This window comes from Mycobacterium sp. NGS33, assembly GCF_059812885.1.
Genome location: NZ_JCALDN010000001.1, coordinates 393,656 through 409,795 on the forward strand (window position 1 = coordinate 393,656; position 16,140 = coordinate 409,795).

Sequence of the window (16,140 nt, forward strand, 5' to 3'; positions counted from 1 at the left end):
CGTCCGCCCGAATCGGTTTCGCGGGCCCCTGCCGGGGAAGTCACCGGAATGGCCATAGATCGCATCGCCGACCCCTGGGGGACGCGGACCCCGTACGGACCCGGCACGCGGTGGCCGGAACGCGTCGATACCTACCTGGCTGACGGGGTGGCCGCCGAGTCGGTGGACCGCTGGGTGCAGTCCGCCGCGGTGTTGCATTCCAACGGCGACGGACTGGACATCGCCGTGAAGGACGGTCGGATCGTGGGGGTGCGCGGACGCGCCGTCGACCGGGTCAATCACGGGCGGCTCGATCCCAAGGATCTGTTCGGCTGGCAGGCCAACGGTTCCGCCGACCGGCTCACCACACCGATGGTCAGGGTCCGCGGCGAGCTGACGCCGTGCGACTGGGATACCGCCATGCAACGGATCGTCGACCACACCAGGCACCTACTCGACAGCTACGGCCCCAGCTCGATCGGCTTCTACACGTCCGGGCAGCTGTTCGCCGAGGCCTACTACACCCAAGGGGCCATCGCGCACGGCGCGATCGGCACCAACCACGTCGACGGCAACACCCGGCTGTGCACCGCGACGGCGGCCGAGGCGCTCAAGGAGTCCTTCGGCTGCGACGGGCAGCCGGGGTCCTACACCGATGTCGACCACGCCGACGTCATCGCGCTGTTCGGGCACAACGTCGCCGAGACGCAGACGGTGCTGTGGGCCCGGATGCTGGACCGGCTGGCCGGCGACTCGCCGCCGGCGATCATCTGCGTCGACCCCCGGCTCACGCCCGTGGCCCGGCACGCCACGGTCCACCTGGCGCCGCTGCCGGGCACCAACGTCGCGTTGATGAACGGCCTGCTGCACGAGATCATCGGCCACGGCTGGATCGATCAGGACTACATCGACTCGCACACAGTGGGTTTCGACGAACTGCGCGGCCGGGTCGACGAGTTTCCCCCCGAGCGGGTGGCCAAGATCTGCGGTGTGTCCACCGACGACATCCGGCATGCGGCGCGCCTGCTCGGCACGGCCGAGCGGTTGATGTCCACCGTGCTGCAAGGCTTCTACCAATCCCACCAGGCCACCGCGGCGGCCGTGCAGGTCAACAACATTCACCTGGTGCGCGGCATGCTGGGCAAGCCGGGCTGCGGCCTGCTGCAGATGAACGGGCAGCCGACCGCGGAGAACACCCGCGAGTGCGGCGCCGACGGGGACCTGGCCGGCTTCCGCAACTGGTCCAACGACTCCCACGTCGCCGAACTGGCGAAGCTGTGGAACCTCGAGCCCCTGCAGATTCCGCACTACGGTCCGCCCACGCACGCCATGCAGATGTTCCGCTTCGCCGAGGAAGGCACGATGCAGATGCTGTGGGTGACCGCCACCAATCCGGCGGTGTCGCTGCCGGAGCTGCCGCGGATCCGCGACATACTCTCGCAGGAACGGCTGTTCCTCATCGTGCAGGACATCTTCATGACCGAGACCGCCGCGCTGGCCGACGTGGTGTTGCCCGCCGCGGCGTGGGCCGAGAAGACGGGCACCTTCACCAACGCCGACCGGACCGTGCACCTGTCCGAAAAGGCCGTGGAGCCACCGGGTTCCGCGCGCAGCGACCTCGATATCTTCCTGGACTACGCGCGGCGGATGGACTTCCGCGACAAAGACGGCCGGCCGTTCCCGCCCTGGACGGACCCGGAGTCGGCGTTCGAGGCGTGGAAGGAATGCTCCGAGGGCCGGCCGTGCGACTACACCGGCCTGACCTATGAGAAGCTGCGCGGCGGCAGCGGCATTCAATGGCCGTGCAACGCAGAGCATCCCGACGGCACCGAACGGCTGTACGCCGACGCGAAATTCTGGGCGGCACCGGACTCCTGCGAGGCCTACGGCAAAGACCTGATCACCGGCGCCCCGTTGCAACCCGACGAATACCGCTCGACGAACCCCTTCGGCAAGGCGATCATCAAGGCGGCCCAATACGTGCCCCCGCACGAGCGGACCAGCGCGGAGTTCCCGTTCGCGTTGATCACCGGCCGCACCGTCTACCACTTCCACACCCGCACCAAAACCGCTCGCGCGCAACAACTTCAGCGGGCCGCGCCCGACGTGTGGGTCGAGGTGTCGGACCGCGACGCGCGCCGCCTGGACATCCGGGAGGGTGATCTCGTCGAGGTGAGCACACCACGCGGCTGCGTCGTGGGCGCCGCGCGTATCTGCGGCATCCGCGACGGAGTGCTGTTCGTGCCCTTCCACTACGGCTACTGGGACACCGGCGGCCAGGCTCATCATCGGGCCGGCAACGAGATGACGCTCACCGACTGGGATCCGGTGTCCAAGCAGCCGATCTACAAGACGGCCGCCGCCCGGCTGCGCAAGGCTCGCGCGGGGCGGCCCGAACGCAACGGCGCCGGATACGCACCGACCACCGCCGCGTCCGCTCCGGTCAACGGCTCGGTCCCCGCGACCGAGGGCGGCGCGCTGGCTGGCGTCACCGAAGTCGTGTCGAGCCGGAGCTGATCATGAAACTGAAACTGGCGATCCGCGAGCTGCACCGCTCCGAACGCAAGCTGGCCCATCGGCTCAACGTGATGGCCGCCCGCCACCACAGCGATCAGGACATCTGCCACCTGGCGCGCGACATGGCCGGCTGGTCGCAGCAGCACATCAGCGAACTGGCGCGGCACGGCCGCCACTACGGCCTGCGCCTGTCGGCCGACCCGCGCACCGGGGCCATCACCGGGCTTGTGCAATCGCGGATGAGCGGCCTGCTGCGGCACCGGCCCGAACCCGCGCTGGCGCTGCTTGCCGACCTGCGCCGGATTCACCGGCTGTCGGCCGGGGTGTCGCTCGATTGGGAGCTGCTGGCCCAGGGCGCACAGGCCGCCAAGGACTCCGAGTTGCTGGACCTGACGTCGCGGTGCCACCCCGAGACCTTGCGCCAGATGCGCTGGGCGAACGCGATGCTCAAAGAGCTGTCCCCGCAAGTCTTGATGAACTGAGACAGCGAACGCGGTGACCGCCCATGGCCGCCACCGCGTTCCCTTCGCCTCCTCGACGGCCAGTCTGACACGTGCGCGACGCGCCGTCACTTCACCGCGACGCCGTGTCAGTCGTCGGCCGCAACCCATTGATAGGGAAGGAACTTCCCGTCGAACGTCACCACCACGCGATCGCCGGACGGGTGCGGCTTCTTCTGCACGTCCACGCTGAAGTTGATGGCGCTCATGATCCCGTCGCCGAACTGTTCGGCGATCACCTCTTTGAGCGCGCCGCCGTAGACCTGTAGGGCCTCATAGAAGCGGTAGACGGTCGGGTCCGTCGGGACCGCGGCGGGCAGTCCCCCGCGCATGGGCGGCGCCGCCAGCACCGGCACCGCGGACGCGTCGAGCTTCAACTTCTCGACCAGAACCTTGGCCTGCTCCACCGGAATCGGATGCTGGCCGAGCAGCGCGGCCGTGGTCCACAGCACCGGCCGGTCGATCGCGTCGGCCAGCTCCTGCCACGTCAACCCCTGACGGAGCCGGGCTGCAACGACCTGTTCGGTGATCTCGGTTCTGTTCATAGCCCTCAAGCATGCCCGCCCGGGCTCATTCCGGCTTGGTGGCGGTGACCAAGCGGGTGGAGAACCAGGGGCCGCCGTACCACATGCGCCAGCCGAGATTGCGGCGCCGCACGTTGTGCCAGCCGAGTTCGCGCAGCCGGGCGGCGTGCTGGCGCGTCTCCCACAGGTCGGCGATGGCGAGCCGCCCGCCCGGCCGCAGCACGCGCGCGGCCTCATCGAGCGCCCGGCGCCGGCCGGCGCGGCCGGGGATGTTGTGGATGGCCAGGTTGCTGACGATCACGTCGACGCTTTCGTCGGCGAGGGGCAGCGCCGTCATGTCGGCGGTGTGCAACTCGATGCGATCGGCGACGCCTTCGGCCACCGCGTTGGCCAGCGTGGCCCGCTCGGAATTGTCCGTCTGGTCGGCCTGCCACAGGTCGACGCCGATCGCCCGGCCCCGCGGCAGCCGCTTGGCTGCCGCCAGCAACACCGCGCCGCGACCACAGCCGAGGTCGAGCACGGTTTCATCGCCCGCGAGCCGCAGGTCGCGCAGGACCCGATCCCAGACAACGAATTTCCCGGCGCGGGTGGCGTACATGTACAGGACGACGGCGCCCGCGACACCGGCGGACGACACCGCGGCCAGCGCCGCCCTGAGCCGCCTGCCGCGCGCCCAGCTGATTCCCGCGAACACGGCCAGGCCGGCGGCCGCAGCACCGATACCTACCGCCTGCGCGCGCGGCGACACGGTGTGAAACGAACCGTCGACTCCGTAATCGCCCCGATGATCATGCACGCCGATCATCTTACGACTCCACAAGGCGCCGAAGGGTTTTCACACCGCCTTCACCAGCGGCCGTGGTGCACCACCTCGGCGAACGGGCGCCGGTTCGGTCTACGGATCGGCGTCAGCGGGCGATCGGCGGGATAGCCCACCCCGAGCAGGAAAGCCACCAGGTACTCGTCGGGCACGCCCAGGATCGCGCGCGCCTTGTCCTGGTCGCCCACCGACGAATGACCGGTCCCGATCCCCAGGTCGGTGGCAGCGATCATCATCGCCATGGTGGCCTGGCCGACGTCGTAGTTGTCCGTGACCACCCGGCGCTCGTCGGGCGGCACCGGGACCACGATGGCGATCGCGGCCGCCGCCCCGGCGATGTGACCGGCGCCCCGCCAGACCGTGGACAGCTCGGCCAGCTGGTTGCGGTCGGTGACGATGACGAAGTCCCACGGCTGCCGGTTCTTCGCCGAGGGCGCGCGCCAGCCGGCTTCGGCGATGCGGTCCAGGTCCTCGGCCGGTATCGGCTTCGGCTGATACTCGCGGACATTGCGCCGTGCGCAGATCGCCTCCCACGCTTGCATCTGGTTCCCTCCAGTAACTGTTTTCGCGCATCAACCGGCGTAGGATCTGCTGAATTCCCAGGTCGCGATTGCGCGTTCGCCCGCAGTCTAGCCCCGTAGATGTGAGTGCGCGGGTGCCAACGCAGCCAAACACCTTGGGCCACAGCTCAACACGGTCTTCCGGCGAGCCGGTCACCGCCGGGGTGGCCGGCCGGCCGGTTTGACTACCGCGTTTGCGGGAAGCCGGGGTGAACCAAATGCGCGGCCCGCTCGTGAACAACCGAATGGCCCCAATTCAGAAAGGCGGGTAGCCGCCGTGGCAGAGCACCTGACGCCGCACTTCGAAGAGGTACAGGCCCATTACGACCTGTCCGACGACTTCTTCCGGTTGTTCCTCGACCCCACCATGACCTACAGCTGCGCGTACTGGGATCGCAACCGGGACATATCGCTGGAAGAGGCGCAACTGCGCAAGATGGACCTCTCGCTGGGCAAGTTGGGCCTGCGGCCGGGCATGACGCTGCTGGACATCGGGTGCGGCTGGGGCGGCACGATGCGCCGCGCGGTGGAAAACTACGACGTCAACGTCATCGGCCTCACCCTGTCCGAGCACCAGGCCGCGCACGTACAGAAGCTCTTCGATTCGCTGGACACCCAACGCAGCAAGCGGGTGCTGCTGCACGGCTGGGAAGAGTTCGACGAGCCCGCCGACCGGATCGTCTCCATCGGCGCGTTCGAGCATTTCGGGTACGACCGCTACGACGACTTCTTCGCAATGGCCCACCGCACCCTGCCCGAGGACGGGGTGATGCTGTTGCACACCATCACCATGCTGACCCCGCAGCAGATCGTCGAGCGTGACCTGCCGATGACCGAGGAGCAGACGAGCTTCAACGAGTTCATCGCCACCGAGATCTTCCCGGGCGGCCAGTTGCCGGCCATCGAGATCGTGGAGTTCCACGCCTCGAAGATGGGCTTCAACCTCAAACGCAGGCAGTCGTTGCGGCTGCACTACGCCCGCACGCTCGACTGCTGGGCCGAGGCGTTGCAGGCGCACCATCGCGAGGCCGTCGAGATCCAGTCCGAAGAGGTCTACCAGCGCTACATGCGGTACCTGACGGGCTGCGCCGACGCGTTCCGGGCCGGATACATCGACGTCAACCAGTTCACGCTGGCGAAGTAGAGCTCCGCGTCGGTGTCGGGGTTTATCGTGACACCGCAATGCCGCTTCATCTGCACCGCGCCGAGCGCACCGATCTGTTGGCCGACGGTCTCGGCGCCGTGCTGGCCGACCCGCTGCCCGACCCGTTCGCCACCGAACTCGTCGTGGTGCCGGCGCGCGGCGTGGAGCGCTGGCTGAGCCAGCGGCTGTCCCACGTGCTGGGGGCGCGCGGCGGCGACGGGGTGTGCGCCGGAGTCGCGTTCCGCAGCCCTGGCTCGTTGATCGCCGAGCTGACCGGCACGGCCGAGAACGATCCGTGGTCGCCGGACGCCATGGTCTGGCCCCTGCTGGAGGCCATCGACTGCTCGCTGGACGAACCGTGGTGCCGCACGCTGGCATCCCATGTCGGTCACTTCCACACCGGCGCGGAGGCCGAGCTGCGCCGGGGCAGGCGATACGAGGTCGCGCGCCGGCTCGCCGGCCTGTTCGACTCCTACGCCCGCCAACGCCCGCAACTCCTCGTCGACTGGGCCGACGGGAACCTCGGCGATCTCGACGAGGACCTGCGCTGGCAGCCCGAGTTGTGGCGGGCGCTGGTCGCGCGGGTCGCCGCCGACCCGCCGCACATCCGCCACGCCACGACAATCGCGCGGCTGCGAGCAGGGCCCAGCGAGCTGCCGCCGCGGCTGTCGCTGTTCGGGCACACCCGATTGACCCGCACCGATGTCGAGCTGCTGGAGGCGGTGGCCGCCCACCACGAGCTGCATCTGTGGCTACCGCACCCCAGTGACGCGCTGTGGCGCGCGCTGGCCGGCGCACACGGCGCCATTCCGCGGCGCGACGACGTCAGCCATCGCGCGGTGTCCCATCCGCTGCTCGCCACGCTGGGACGAGACCTGCGTGAGCTGCAACGCAGTCTGCCGGCCGACGCCGCGACCGACGATTATCTGGTTGGGCACGTCCGCCCGGACACGCTGCTGGGCTGGCTGCAATCCGACATCGCCGCCAACGCCGTTCGGCCGGTTGGCCGCACGCTGGCGGCCGACGACCGATCGGTGCAGATCCACAACTGCCACGGCCCCGCCCGCCAGGTCGACGTGCTGCGCGAAGTGCTGCTGGGCCTGCTACAGGACGACCCGACGCTCGAGCCGCGCGACATCCTGGTGATGTGCCCGGACATCGAAACCTACGCGCCGCTGATCGTGGCCGACTTCGGCCTGGGCGACGTGGTGCACGGCGCGCATCCCGCCCACCAGCTGCGCGTGCGCCTGGCGGACCGCTCGCCGATTCAGACCAATCCGCTGCTCGGGGTGGCCGCCCAGCTGCTCGCGCTGGCGGCCGGCCGCGTGACGGCCAGTGAGGTGCTCAACCTGGCCCAGGCCCCGCCCGTGCGCGCCCTGTTCGGGTTCACCGACGACGATCTGGAGGCCATCACCCGCTGGGTGCGGCAGGCCAACATCCGGTGGGGGTTGGATCAGGAGCATCGCCGGCCCTATCACGTCGATTTCGTCCACAACACATGGCGTTTCGGCATCGACCGGATACTGGCCGGCGTCGCGATGTCCGACGATTCGAACGCGTGGATCGACGCGACGCTGCCCCTCGACGACGTCAGCAGCAATCGAGTCCAATTGGCCGGCCAGTTCGCCGAATTCGTCGCGCGGCTGCAGCACGTTCTGGACTCGCTCGCCGGCGCCCGGCCGCTGACCGAATGGCTGGCCACCCTCGCCGACGGTGTCACGATGCTGACCCGGGTCCGCGATGCCGACGCCTGGCAGACCGGTCAGCTGCAACGCGAGTTCGCCCAGACCACCGCGCACGCCGGATCCCGGGGGGACACGCCGCTGCGGCTGGCCGACGTTCGCGCGCTACTGGCCCGCCGGCTCTCCGGTCGCCCGACGCGGGCCAACTTCCGCACCGGCACCCTGACGGTGTGCACCATGGTGCCGATGCGCTCGGTGCCACACCGGGTGGTGTGCCTGGTGGGCCTGGACGACGGGCTGTTCCCGCGGCTCGGCATCGCCGACGGTGACGACGCGCTGGCCCGCTGCCCGATGACGGGCGAACGCGACATCCGTTCCGAGGACCGGCAATTGCTGCTCGACGCGATCGGCGCGGCCACCGAGAAACTGGTCATCACCTACACCGGCGCCAACGAGTATTCGGGGCAGCCGCGCCCCCCGGCGGTGCCGCTGGCCGAGCTGCTGGACACCCTCGACGTGACCACCTCGACCAAGGTGCGCGGCCGCATCGTCGTCGAACATCCGTTGCAGCCCTTCGACATTCGCAACGTGATCCCCGGCCGGCTGGTGCCGGACGTGCCGTTCAGTTTCGACCCCACGGTGTTGCGCGCGGCGCGCGCGACCACCGGCGACCACTGCGCACGACCGCACTTCATCTCGGGGCCGCTGCCCGCACCGCGGGCCGGCGACGTCATCCTCGCCGACCTGGTCGGCTTCTTCAAGGATCCGGTCAAGGGCTTCTTTCGCGCGTTGGAATTCACGCTGCCCTACGACGTCGACGGCGTGCAGGACACGATGCCGGTCGACATCGACGGCCTCGAGGAGTGGACGGTCGGCGACCGGATGCTGGGCGACATCCTGCGCGGCATGACGCCCGACGATGCGCGGCAAGCCGAGTGGCGCCGCGGCACGCTGCCCCCGGGCCAGCTGGGCTGGCGCAAGGTCACGGAGATTCGCGACCAGGCCGCCCTGTTGGCGCTCGAGGCGCTGGGACACATGGAAAGCCACGGCCCCGCCGCCGCCTACGACGTCGACGTCGATCTCGGCGGCGGGCGGCGCCTCACCGGCACGGTGTCACCCGTGTACGGTGACCGGTTGGTGTCGGTGACGTATTCGCGGCTGGACGGCAAGCACCTGCTCGAATCGTGGATTCCCTTGCTGGCGTTGGTCGCTCATGATCCCGGGCGCGATTGGGCGGCGGTGTGCATCGGGCGGATGCGCAGGGGCACTACCACGCGGGTGGAGGGCCTGGGGCCGCCGCGCGAGGGTGAGGATGCCACCGAGATACTGCGCGAGCTGGTGGCGATCTACGACGCCGGGCGGCGTGAACCGATTCCCTTGCCCATCAAGACGTCTTACGCCTGGGCGGCCGCCCGGCACGGCGGCGAGGATCCGGTGACCGAGGCGCGATACCGATGGAGGTCCAGCGACCGCTTCCCCGGTGAGGACCAGGCCCCGGCCCACGTGCGGGCGTGGGGAAGGGGCGTGCCGCTCGACGAGCTGATGCAGCCCGTGCGACCGGGCGAGGAATGCGACGGCGAGGCCAACCGGCTCGGCGCCTACGCGGCCCGGGTCTGGCTGCCGATGCTGCGCGCCGAGCGGAGGCCGGTCTGATGGAACGCTTCGACCTGCTGGGTGCGCTGCCGGCCGAGCGCTCCACCACCGTGCTGGAGGCCAGCGCGGGAACCGGCAAGACCTTCGCGTTGGCCGGGCTCGTCACGCGGTACATCGCCGACGGCGCGGCGACGCTGGACCAGATGCTGCTCATCACCTTCGGGCGGGCCGCCAGTCAGGAGCTGCGCGAACGCGTCCGCTGTCAAATCGTGGACGCCGTTAGGGCTTTCGCCGATCCCGCGGTCGCCGGCGACAATCAGGTGGTCGCGCACCTGCTCACCGGCACCGACGAGCAGCGTGCGGCGCGCCACCAGCGTCTTCGCGACGCACTGGCCGGTTTCGACGCGGCGACGATCGCCACCACCCACCAGTTCTGCCAGCTGGTGTTGCGCTCGCTCGGCGTGGCCGGCGACACCGCGGCGAGCGTGACGCTGCTCGACAGCCTCGATGACCTGGTGACCGAGATCGTCGACGATGTGTATCTGGCCCACTTCGGCCAGGAGCGCGACGACCCGGTGCTGCACTACCGCGAGGCGCTGCGGCTGGCACGCGAGGTGGTGAAGAACCCGTCGACCCAGCTGCGCCCGCTCGACCCGGATCCGGACTCGCGGGCCGCCGTCAGCCTCAGGTTCGCCAATGACGTTCTGGCCGAACTGGATACGCGCAAGCGCCGGCTGGGCGTCCTGGGCTATGACGACCTACTGATCCGGCTGGCGGACGCGCTGGCCACCGACGGCTCCCCCGCCCGGCTGCGCATGCACCAGCGCTGGCCGATCGTGATGGTCGACGAGTTCCAGGACACCGACCCGGTGCAATGGCAGGTCATCGACCGGGCGTTCAGCGGGCGCTCCACCGTGATCCTCATCGGCGATCCGAAGCAGGCGATCTACGCGTTTCGCGGCGGTGACATCGTGACGTATCTTCGGGCGGCCGAGACGGCGGGTGAACGCAAGACGCTGGACACCAACTGGCGCAGCGATTCCGCGCTGCTGCAGCGCCTGCAGGTGGTGCTGCGCGGCGCCCAGCTCGGCGACCCCGCGATCGTGGTGAACGACGTGGACGCGCATCACCACGGTCACCGGCTCGCCGGTGCGCCGCGCAACGAGCCGTTCCGGCTGCGCGTGGTGGCGCGAAAGACGTTGGGGCGCCGCGGTGTGCAGAACCTGCCGATCGACCAGGTGCGCGACCACATCGGCGCGGACCTGGCATCGGACATCCGCGCGCTGCTGGCCAGCGGTGCCACCTTCGAGGGGAGACCGCTGCAGGCCCGCGACATCGCCGTGATCGTGGAGAAGCACCGGGACGCGCACGCCTGCTTCACCGCGCTCTGCGATGCGGGCGTTCCCGCGGTCTACACCGGCAATTCCGACGTGTTCACCTCCGAGGCCGCCGAGGATTGGCTGTGCCTGCTGGAGGCCTTCGATCAACCACACCGGCCCGGCATGGTGCGCGCGGCCGCGGCGACGATGTTCTTCGGCGAGACGGCCGAGTCGCTGGCCGCCGGCGGGGACGCGGTCACGGATCGGATCGCGAAAACCTTGCGGGAGTGGGCCGGTCACGCCCGTGAACGCGGCGTCGCGGCGATCTTCGAGGCCGCGCAATTGCTGGGCATGGGCAACCGCGTGCTCGCCTGGCGGGGCGGCGAGCGGCACATGACCGACCTGGCGCACGTCACCCAGCTGCTGCAGGACGTCGCGCACCGCGAGCACTACAGCCTGCCCGCGCTGCGCGATTGGCTGCGCCGGCAGCGTGACGAGCGCAGCGGCGCCCCGGAGCGCAACCGCCGCCTCGACAGCGACGCCGCGGCCGTCCAGATCATGACCGTCTTCGTCAGCAAGGGCCTGCAGTACCCGATCGTGTACCTGCCGTTCGCGTTCAACCGCAACACCCAGGACAGCGACGTGGTCCTCTTCCACGACGAGGACGGCACCCGCTGCCTGCACGTCGGGGGCAAGGACAGCCCCGACTTCAAAGCCGTTGAGCGGCTGGGCCGCAAGGAGGACGCCAGCGACGACAGTCGCCTGACCTACGTCGCACTCACCCGGGCGCAGTCCCAGGTGGTGGCGTGGTGGTCACCGGCGTACTACGAGCCCAACGGCGGCCTGTCGCGGCTGCTGCGCGGCCGGCGGCCCGGCGAACCGGTGGTGCCGGACCGGTGCGAACCCGCGAAGGTCTCCGACGACGACGCCCTGGCCCGGCTGCGCGAGTGGGAGGCGGCCGGCGGGCCGGTCATCGAGGAGTCGGTGGTGGCGGCGGCCCCGCCGCTGCCCGCCGCGCCGGTGCCCGGGCGCCTGGAGAATCGCCACTTCCACCGCGGGATCGACACCGGGTGGCGGCGCACCTCCTATTCCGGCCTGATCCGGGCGGCGCAAGCCGGCGGGGTGAGCAGCGAACCCGAAATCGGCGAACTCGACGACGAGGTCGGCGAGATCCCGTTGGTGTCCGCGGTGGCCGGGCCGGACGTACCCTCGCCGATGGCCGACCTTCCCGCGGGCGCCACGTTCGGCACCCTGGTGCACGCCGTGCTCGAGACGGCCGACCCGTTCGCCGCGGATCTGGCCGCCGAGCTGGAGTCACAGATCCGGGCGCATTCGACGTGGTGGCCGGTCGCCGTGGCCCCCGAGGACCTGGCCGCGGCGATGGTGCCGATGCACGACACCCCGCTGGGCGCGCTGACCGGCGGCATGACGCTGCGCCAGATCGGATTGTCAGACCGGTTGCGCGAGCTGGACTTTGAGTTGCCGCTGGCCGGCGGTGATCGTCGTTCCACGGCGGCGGAGGTGCGGCTGGCGGATCTGGCGCCGCTGTTGCGCGAGCACCTGCCGGCCGGTGACGTGCTGGCATCGTATGCCGACCGGCTGGCCGAACCGGGCCTGGGCGATCAGTCGCTGCGCGGATACCTCACCGGTTCCATCGACGCCGTGCTGCGCGTCCCCGACGGCGCCGGGCACCGCTTCGTGGTGGTGGATTACAAGACCAACCGGCTCGGGGACCCGGAGCGGCCGCTGACCGCCGCCGACTACGACCGGTCACGGATGGCCGAGGCGATGTTGCACTCGGATTATCCGCTGCAGGCGCTGTTGTATTGCGCTGTGCTGCACCGATTTTTGCGATGGCGGTTGGCGGACTACGACCCGGGCCGGCATCTGGGCGGCGTCCTGTACCTGTTCCTGCGGGGCATGTGTGGTGCCGATACGCCGGTGCTCGACGGCCATCCGGCGGGCGTCTTCGATTGGCGGCCGCCCTGGCCGCTGGTCGCGGCGCTGTCGGACCTGCTCGATGCGCGGGGGGCGGCCGCGTGACGATCGAAGCCATGTTTGCGACCGGGCTGCTGCGCACGTTCAGCGATGCCGGTGTTTTCGAGCCGGCCGATATCCATGTGGCGCAACGGCTTACCGCACTCACCCGTGAGCCCGACGAGCGGGTGGCGCTCGCGGTCGCCCTGGTGGTGCGCGCGCTGCGGGGCGGCTCGGTGTGTGTCGATCTGCGCGCGGTGCCCGCCCAGGTGAGCGTGTCCGACCTGCCCTGGCCGGACGCCGACGACTGGATGGCGGCGGTGCGGGGCAGCGCGCTGCTGCAGACGCCGCCGGTGCTGCGGCTGCTGGGGGACCTGCTGTACTTCGACAGGTACTGGCTCGAGGAGGAGCAGGTCTGCACCGACCTGCTGGCGCTTTCGGTGGCGCCGGCCGCCGTCGAATCGTCCACCTACGACAGGCTTTTCCCGGCGGGCTACGACGAGCAGCGGGCCGCCGCCGAGATCGCGGTGTCGCAGGCGCTGACCGTGTTGACCGGCGGGCCCGGCACCGGCAAGACCACCACGATCGCCCGCCTGCTCGCCCTGCTGGTCGAACAGGCCGAGCGCGCCGGCCGGCCGCGTCCCCGGATCGCGCTGGCCGCACCGACCGGCAAGGCGGCGGCCCGGCTCGCCGAGGCGGTGGCCACGGGAATCGAGGAGCTGCCCGCCGCGGACAGGGTGCGGCTGACGGGTCTTGCGGGAACCACGCTGCATCGGCTCCTGGGACCCCGGCCGGATACGTCGGTGCGGTTCAAGCACAATCGCGGCAATCGGCTGCCGCACGACGTCATCGTCGTCGACGAAACCTCGATGGTGTCGTTGACCATGATGGCCCGGCTGGTCGAAGCCGTCCGGCCGGACACCCGGCTGATCCTGGTGGGTGACCCCGACCAGTTGGCCTCGGTGGAAGCGGGCGCGGTGCTGGCCGACCTGGTGGACGGGCTGGCCGGTCGCGACGATGTCCGGGTGGCAGCCCTGCGCACCCCGCACCGATACGGCACGTCGATCGGCGCCCTGGCCGAGGTGATCCGGGCCGGTGACGCGGACCGCGTCCTGGAGTTGTTGGCGGCCGGCGGTGAGCACGTCGAGTGGGTGGACTCCGAGCGCCCGGCCGACCGGCTGCGTGAGGTGCTGGTTGCGCACGCGTTGCGGCTGCGCTCGGCCGCGTTGCTGGGCGCGGTGCCCCAGGCCCTGGCCACGCTCGACGAACACCGGTTGTTGTGCGCGCACCGCGAGGGACCCTACGGGGCGACGCACTGGAATGCCCAGGTGCAGAAGTGGATTGGCGAAGCGACCGGCCAGCCCGCGTGGTCGCAGTGGTATGCCGGGCGTCCCCTGCTGGTGACCGCGAACGATTACGGGCTGCGCCTCTACAACGGCGACACGGGCGTGACGGTGGCCGGTCCGGACGGCCTGCGGGCCGTCATCGCCGGCGCGACCGGCCCGCTGGATTTCGCGACCAGCAGGCTCGGCGAGGTGGAGACCATGCACGCCATGACCATCCACAAGAGCCAGGGCAGCCAGGCCGAGGAGGTGACGGTGCTGATACCGCCGGAGGATTCGCGGCTGCTGACGCGCGAACTGTTCTACACGGCGGTGACCCGCGCGAAGACCCGGGTGCGGGTGGTGGGCCCCGAGGCATCGGTCCGCGCGGCGATCCAGCGCCGGGCGCTGCGGGCCACCGTATTGCGGCAGCGACTGCGGTCGGTCAGCTAGGCGCGGGGCCGGCGGATCGGGCCTGCGCGGCCATCTGTTTGAGCATGCCGTCGTGAATGATGTCGATCCGCGAGCGGGCCTCGGCGCACACATACGGGTCGCGGATCACGGTGAGCTGGTTATCCTGCTTGGATTCCCCGCCGGTGGACCAGTTCGTGGAGCCGGTGATGACGTCGACGCCGTCGATGATCACCATCTTCAAATGCATGATCGCCGACTTCTCGCTGTGACCGATCGCGATGCTGTTGCCGACCTTGTCGTTGAGCCACGGGGCCAGCAGGGCGCGCTCGGCCTTGCCGGCGGCCTGGGTGGAATCGAGACTCATTTGCACGTAGATCTTTTCGTCGTTCAGCGCCGACTGGAGCACCGAGTTGAGTTCGACGTCGTCATATCCGTACATCGCCACGACGATGGTCTTGTTGGCCGACGTCAACAGGGACTTGAGCGCTTCGTGCACCCGGTCGACCGGACTGTAGAACGTCCGCGTGGTGTCGGGATAGCCCGGCGGGAAGGGCGCGGCTTTGTATTGGTCCAGCTCGGTCAGCGAACTCAGTGCCATGGCGGTTGCTCCTCTACAACGCGGGCGACATCCAGTCTTTCGGGTCTGCGCTGAGCTGTTGCTGCTCGGCGGTCAGGTCCGGCAGGTAGCCCGGATCGTCACGTCGGCGCACCAGCACGCTCGGTTGCACCAGCGCGTCGGGACCCATCGGCCGGCGCCGGCGACCGACCAGGTACCACAGCTTCCCGTTGCTGTGGATCGGCGCGCCCGCGAAGTCTTCGGTCATCGCGCACTGGGCCCGATAGGCGTCCGCGTCGATCGCCAGGTCGCCGACGACCCCGTCGACGATCCACTTCAGGGCGATCGTGGCGAGCCGGTGGTCCGGCATGAACGTGCCGCCGACGTCGGCGTGCACGCCGGCGAACCAGCGCTCTTCCAGCCCTTGCGGATGCCGTTGGACGAGATATTCACGGTAGGGCCGGCGCCGCTCGTCGATCGAGACGGCGTGGCGGATGCGCGCCGCGTTGGGCAGCGACCGCGTATAGGGCCATCTCAGGGTGCCGAACCGCAGGAAGCCGGCCGCCTTGACGGTGTCCCACAGGCCCAGGTAGGCCACCGGCACCGCGTAGCGCCACACCTGATTCGGACTGTTCTGGCGCACGGTCGAAAACAGCGGCTCGCCGTCGGTGCGCCAGCAGAACGCGCGGGCGAACTCGGCCCACCGGTCGAACTCGTCTTGCGTGAAATCCCGGTTGATGGCGTACTTTTCGATCGCGTACGGCAGCAGGTTCTCCGAACCCGGCCGCATCAGCCCCGGCCGCAGCAGCATGCCCGCCAGGGCGCGCGCCGTGTACGCGCCGCGGCTGAAACCGAAGATGTACACCGCATCGCCGGGGCGCCAATGCTCCATCACGTACCGGTACGCCTGTGCGACATTGTCTTTCAGGCCCGCGCCGAACGCCTTCTCGATCAGCAGCGACACGGAACGACGCACCGCCGAGTGCGCGGCCGCCGGCGCCAGCGTGCCCACTCCGGGGTCGTAGTAGACCAGCTGCGTGCTGGGGTCGTTCTTGTCGAGCAGCTCGAAAAGCTTGGCGACGTTGGTGAGATTGCCGGCCCCGATCTGGTTGGCGGTGCCGTCCAGGCAGACGACGATCCGCTTGCCTTGCGGTGGCTCGGGCCGCTCGGTCATCGGGAACGCCTCTCACGGGGTGCAACTCCGGCGATATGCCGAACTCTACGGCGATCGGC

General features: G+C 69.9%; 11 protein-coding genes. 6 read left to right on the forward strand and 5 right to left on the reverse strand.

The annotated features are described in order from the left end of the window. The first annotated feature begins 48 nt into the window (after window positions 1-48). Window positions 49-2,496, forward strand: coding sequence for a molybdopterin oxidoreductase family protein (locus tag AC5Y5B_RS01650; protein ID WP_500002971.1), 2,448 nt, complete (start codon window positions 49-51; stop codon window positions 2,494-2,496). A gap of 2 nt (window positions 2,497-2,498) precedes the next feature. Next, window positions 2,499-2,978 (forward strand): hypothetical protein, encoded by a 480-nt coding sequence (locus tag AC5Y5B_RS01655; RefSeq protein ID WP_112632326.1) that lies wholly within the window; start codon window positions 2,499-2,501, stop codon window positions 2,976-2,978. A 107-nt stretch (window positions 2,979-3,085) separates the two neighbouring features. Here the strand turns inward: AC5Y5B_RS01655 and cynS are convergent, their stop codons facing one another. Genes cynS through AC5Y5B_RS01670 form a run of 3 tightly spaced genes read right to left on the reverse strand, consistent with a single transcriptional unit; the run spans window position 3,086 to window position 4,882 of the window. Then, complete coding sequence (cynS, locus tag AC5Y5B_RS01660) at window positions 3,086-3,541, reverse strand: cyanase (protein WP_112632325.1); 456 nt, start codon at window positions 3,539-3,541, stop codon at window positions 3,086-3,088. Between the two features lie 25 nt (window positions 3,542-3,566). Next, window positions 3,567-4,316: a class I SAM-dependent methyltransferase gene (locus tag AC5Y5B_RS01665; protein WP_500002973.1), complete on the reverse strand. Its 750-nt coding sequence runs from the start codon at window positions 4,314-4,316 to the stop codon at window positions 3,567-3,569. Between the two features lie 50 nt (window positions 4,317-4,366). Then, window positions 4,367-4,882 (reverse strand): nitroreductase family protein, encoded by a 516-nt coding sequence (locus AC5Y5B_RS01670; RefSeq protein ID WP_112632324.1) that lies wholly within the window; start codon window positions 4,880-4,882, stop codon window positions 4,367-4,369. Between the two features lie 295 nt (window positions 4,883-5,177). On the opposite strand from AC5Y5B_RS01670, the gene AC5Y5B_RS01675 reads away from it, so the two are divergent. Genes AC5Y5B_RS01675 through recD form a run of 4 tightly spaced genes read left to right on the forward strand, consistent with a single transcriptional unit; the run spans window position 5,178 to window position 14,390 of the window. Then, on the forward strand, window positions 5,178-6,044 hold the full coding sequence (locus tag AC5Y5B_RS01675) for a cyclopropane mycolic acid synthase family methyltransferase (protein ID WP_500002976.1): 867 nt from the start codon (window positions 5,178-5,180) through the stop codon (window positions 6,042-6,044). Window positions 6,045-6,082: 38 nt separating this feature from the next. Beyond that, window positions 6,083-9,379 (forward strand): exodeoxyribonuclease V subunit gamma, encoded by a 3,297-nt coding sequence (gene recC, locus AC5Y5B_RS01680; RefSeq protein WP_500002978.1) that lies wholly within the window; start codon window positions 6,083-6,085, stop codon window positions 9,377-9,379. Then, window positions 9,379-12,681, forward strand: a complete 3,303-nt coding sequence (recB, locus tag AC5Y5B_RS01685) for an exodeoxyribonuclease V subunit beta (protein WP_500002979.1) — start codon at window positions 9,379-9,381, stop codon at window positions 12,679-12,681. The genes recC and recB overlap by 1 nt, the downstream gene beginning before the upstream one ends. A gap of 11 nt (window positions 12,682-12,692) precedes the next feature. Continuing rightward, a complete protein-coding gene (gene recD / locus AC5Y5B_RS01690; protein WP_500003798.1) occupies window positions 12,693-14,390 on the forward strand; it encodes an exodeoxyribonuclease V subunit alpha in 1,698 nt (565 codons plus the stop codon). On the opposite strand, the gene AC5Y5B_RS01695 is transcribed toward recD, so the two are convergent. Both AC5Y5B_RS01695 and AC5Y5B_RS01700 read right to left on the reverse strand, forming a co-directional pair. Next, window positions 14,383-14,949, reverse strand: a complete 567-nt coding sequence (locus tag AC5Y5B_RS01695; RefSeq protein ID WP_500002981.1) for a phospholipase D-like domain-containing protein — start codon at window positions 14,947-14,949, stop codon at window positions 14,383-14,385. The two genes, recD and AC5Y5B_RS01695, sit on opposite strands and share 8 nt — an antisense overlap. 13 nt (window positions 14,950-14,962) lie before the next feature. Further along, the gene (locus AC5Y5B_RS01700) at window positions 14,963-16,081 is read right to left on the reverse strand and encodes a T6SS phospholipase effector Tle1-like catalytic domain-containing protein (protein WP_500002983.1); all 1,119 of its coding nucleotides are present in this window, start codon (window positions 16,079-16,081) and stop codon (window positions 14,963-14,965) included. Between the last annotated feature and the right edge of the window lie 59 nt (window positions 16,082-16,140).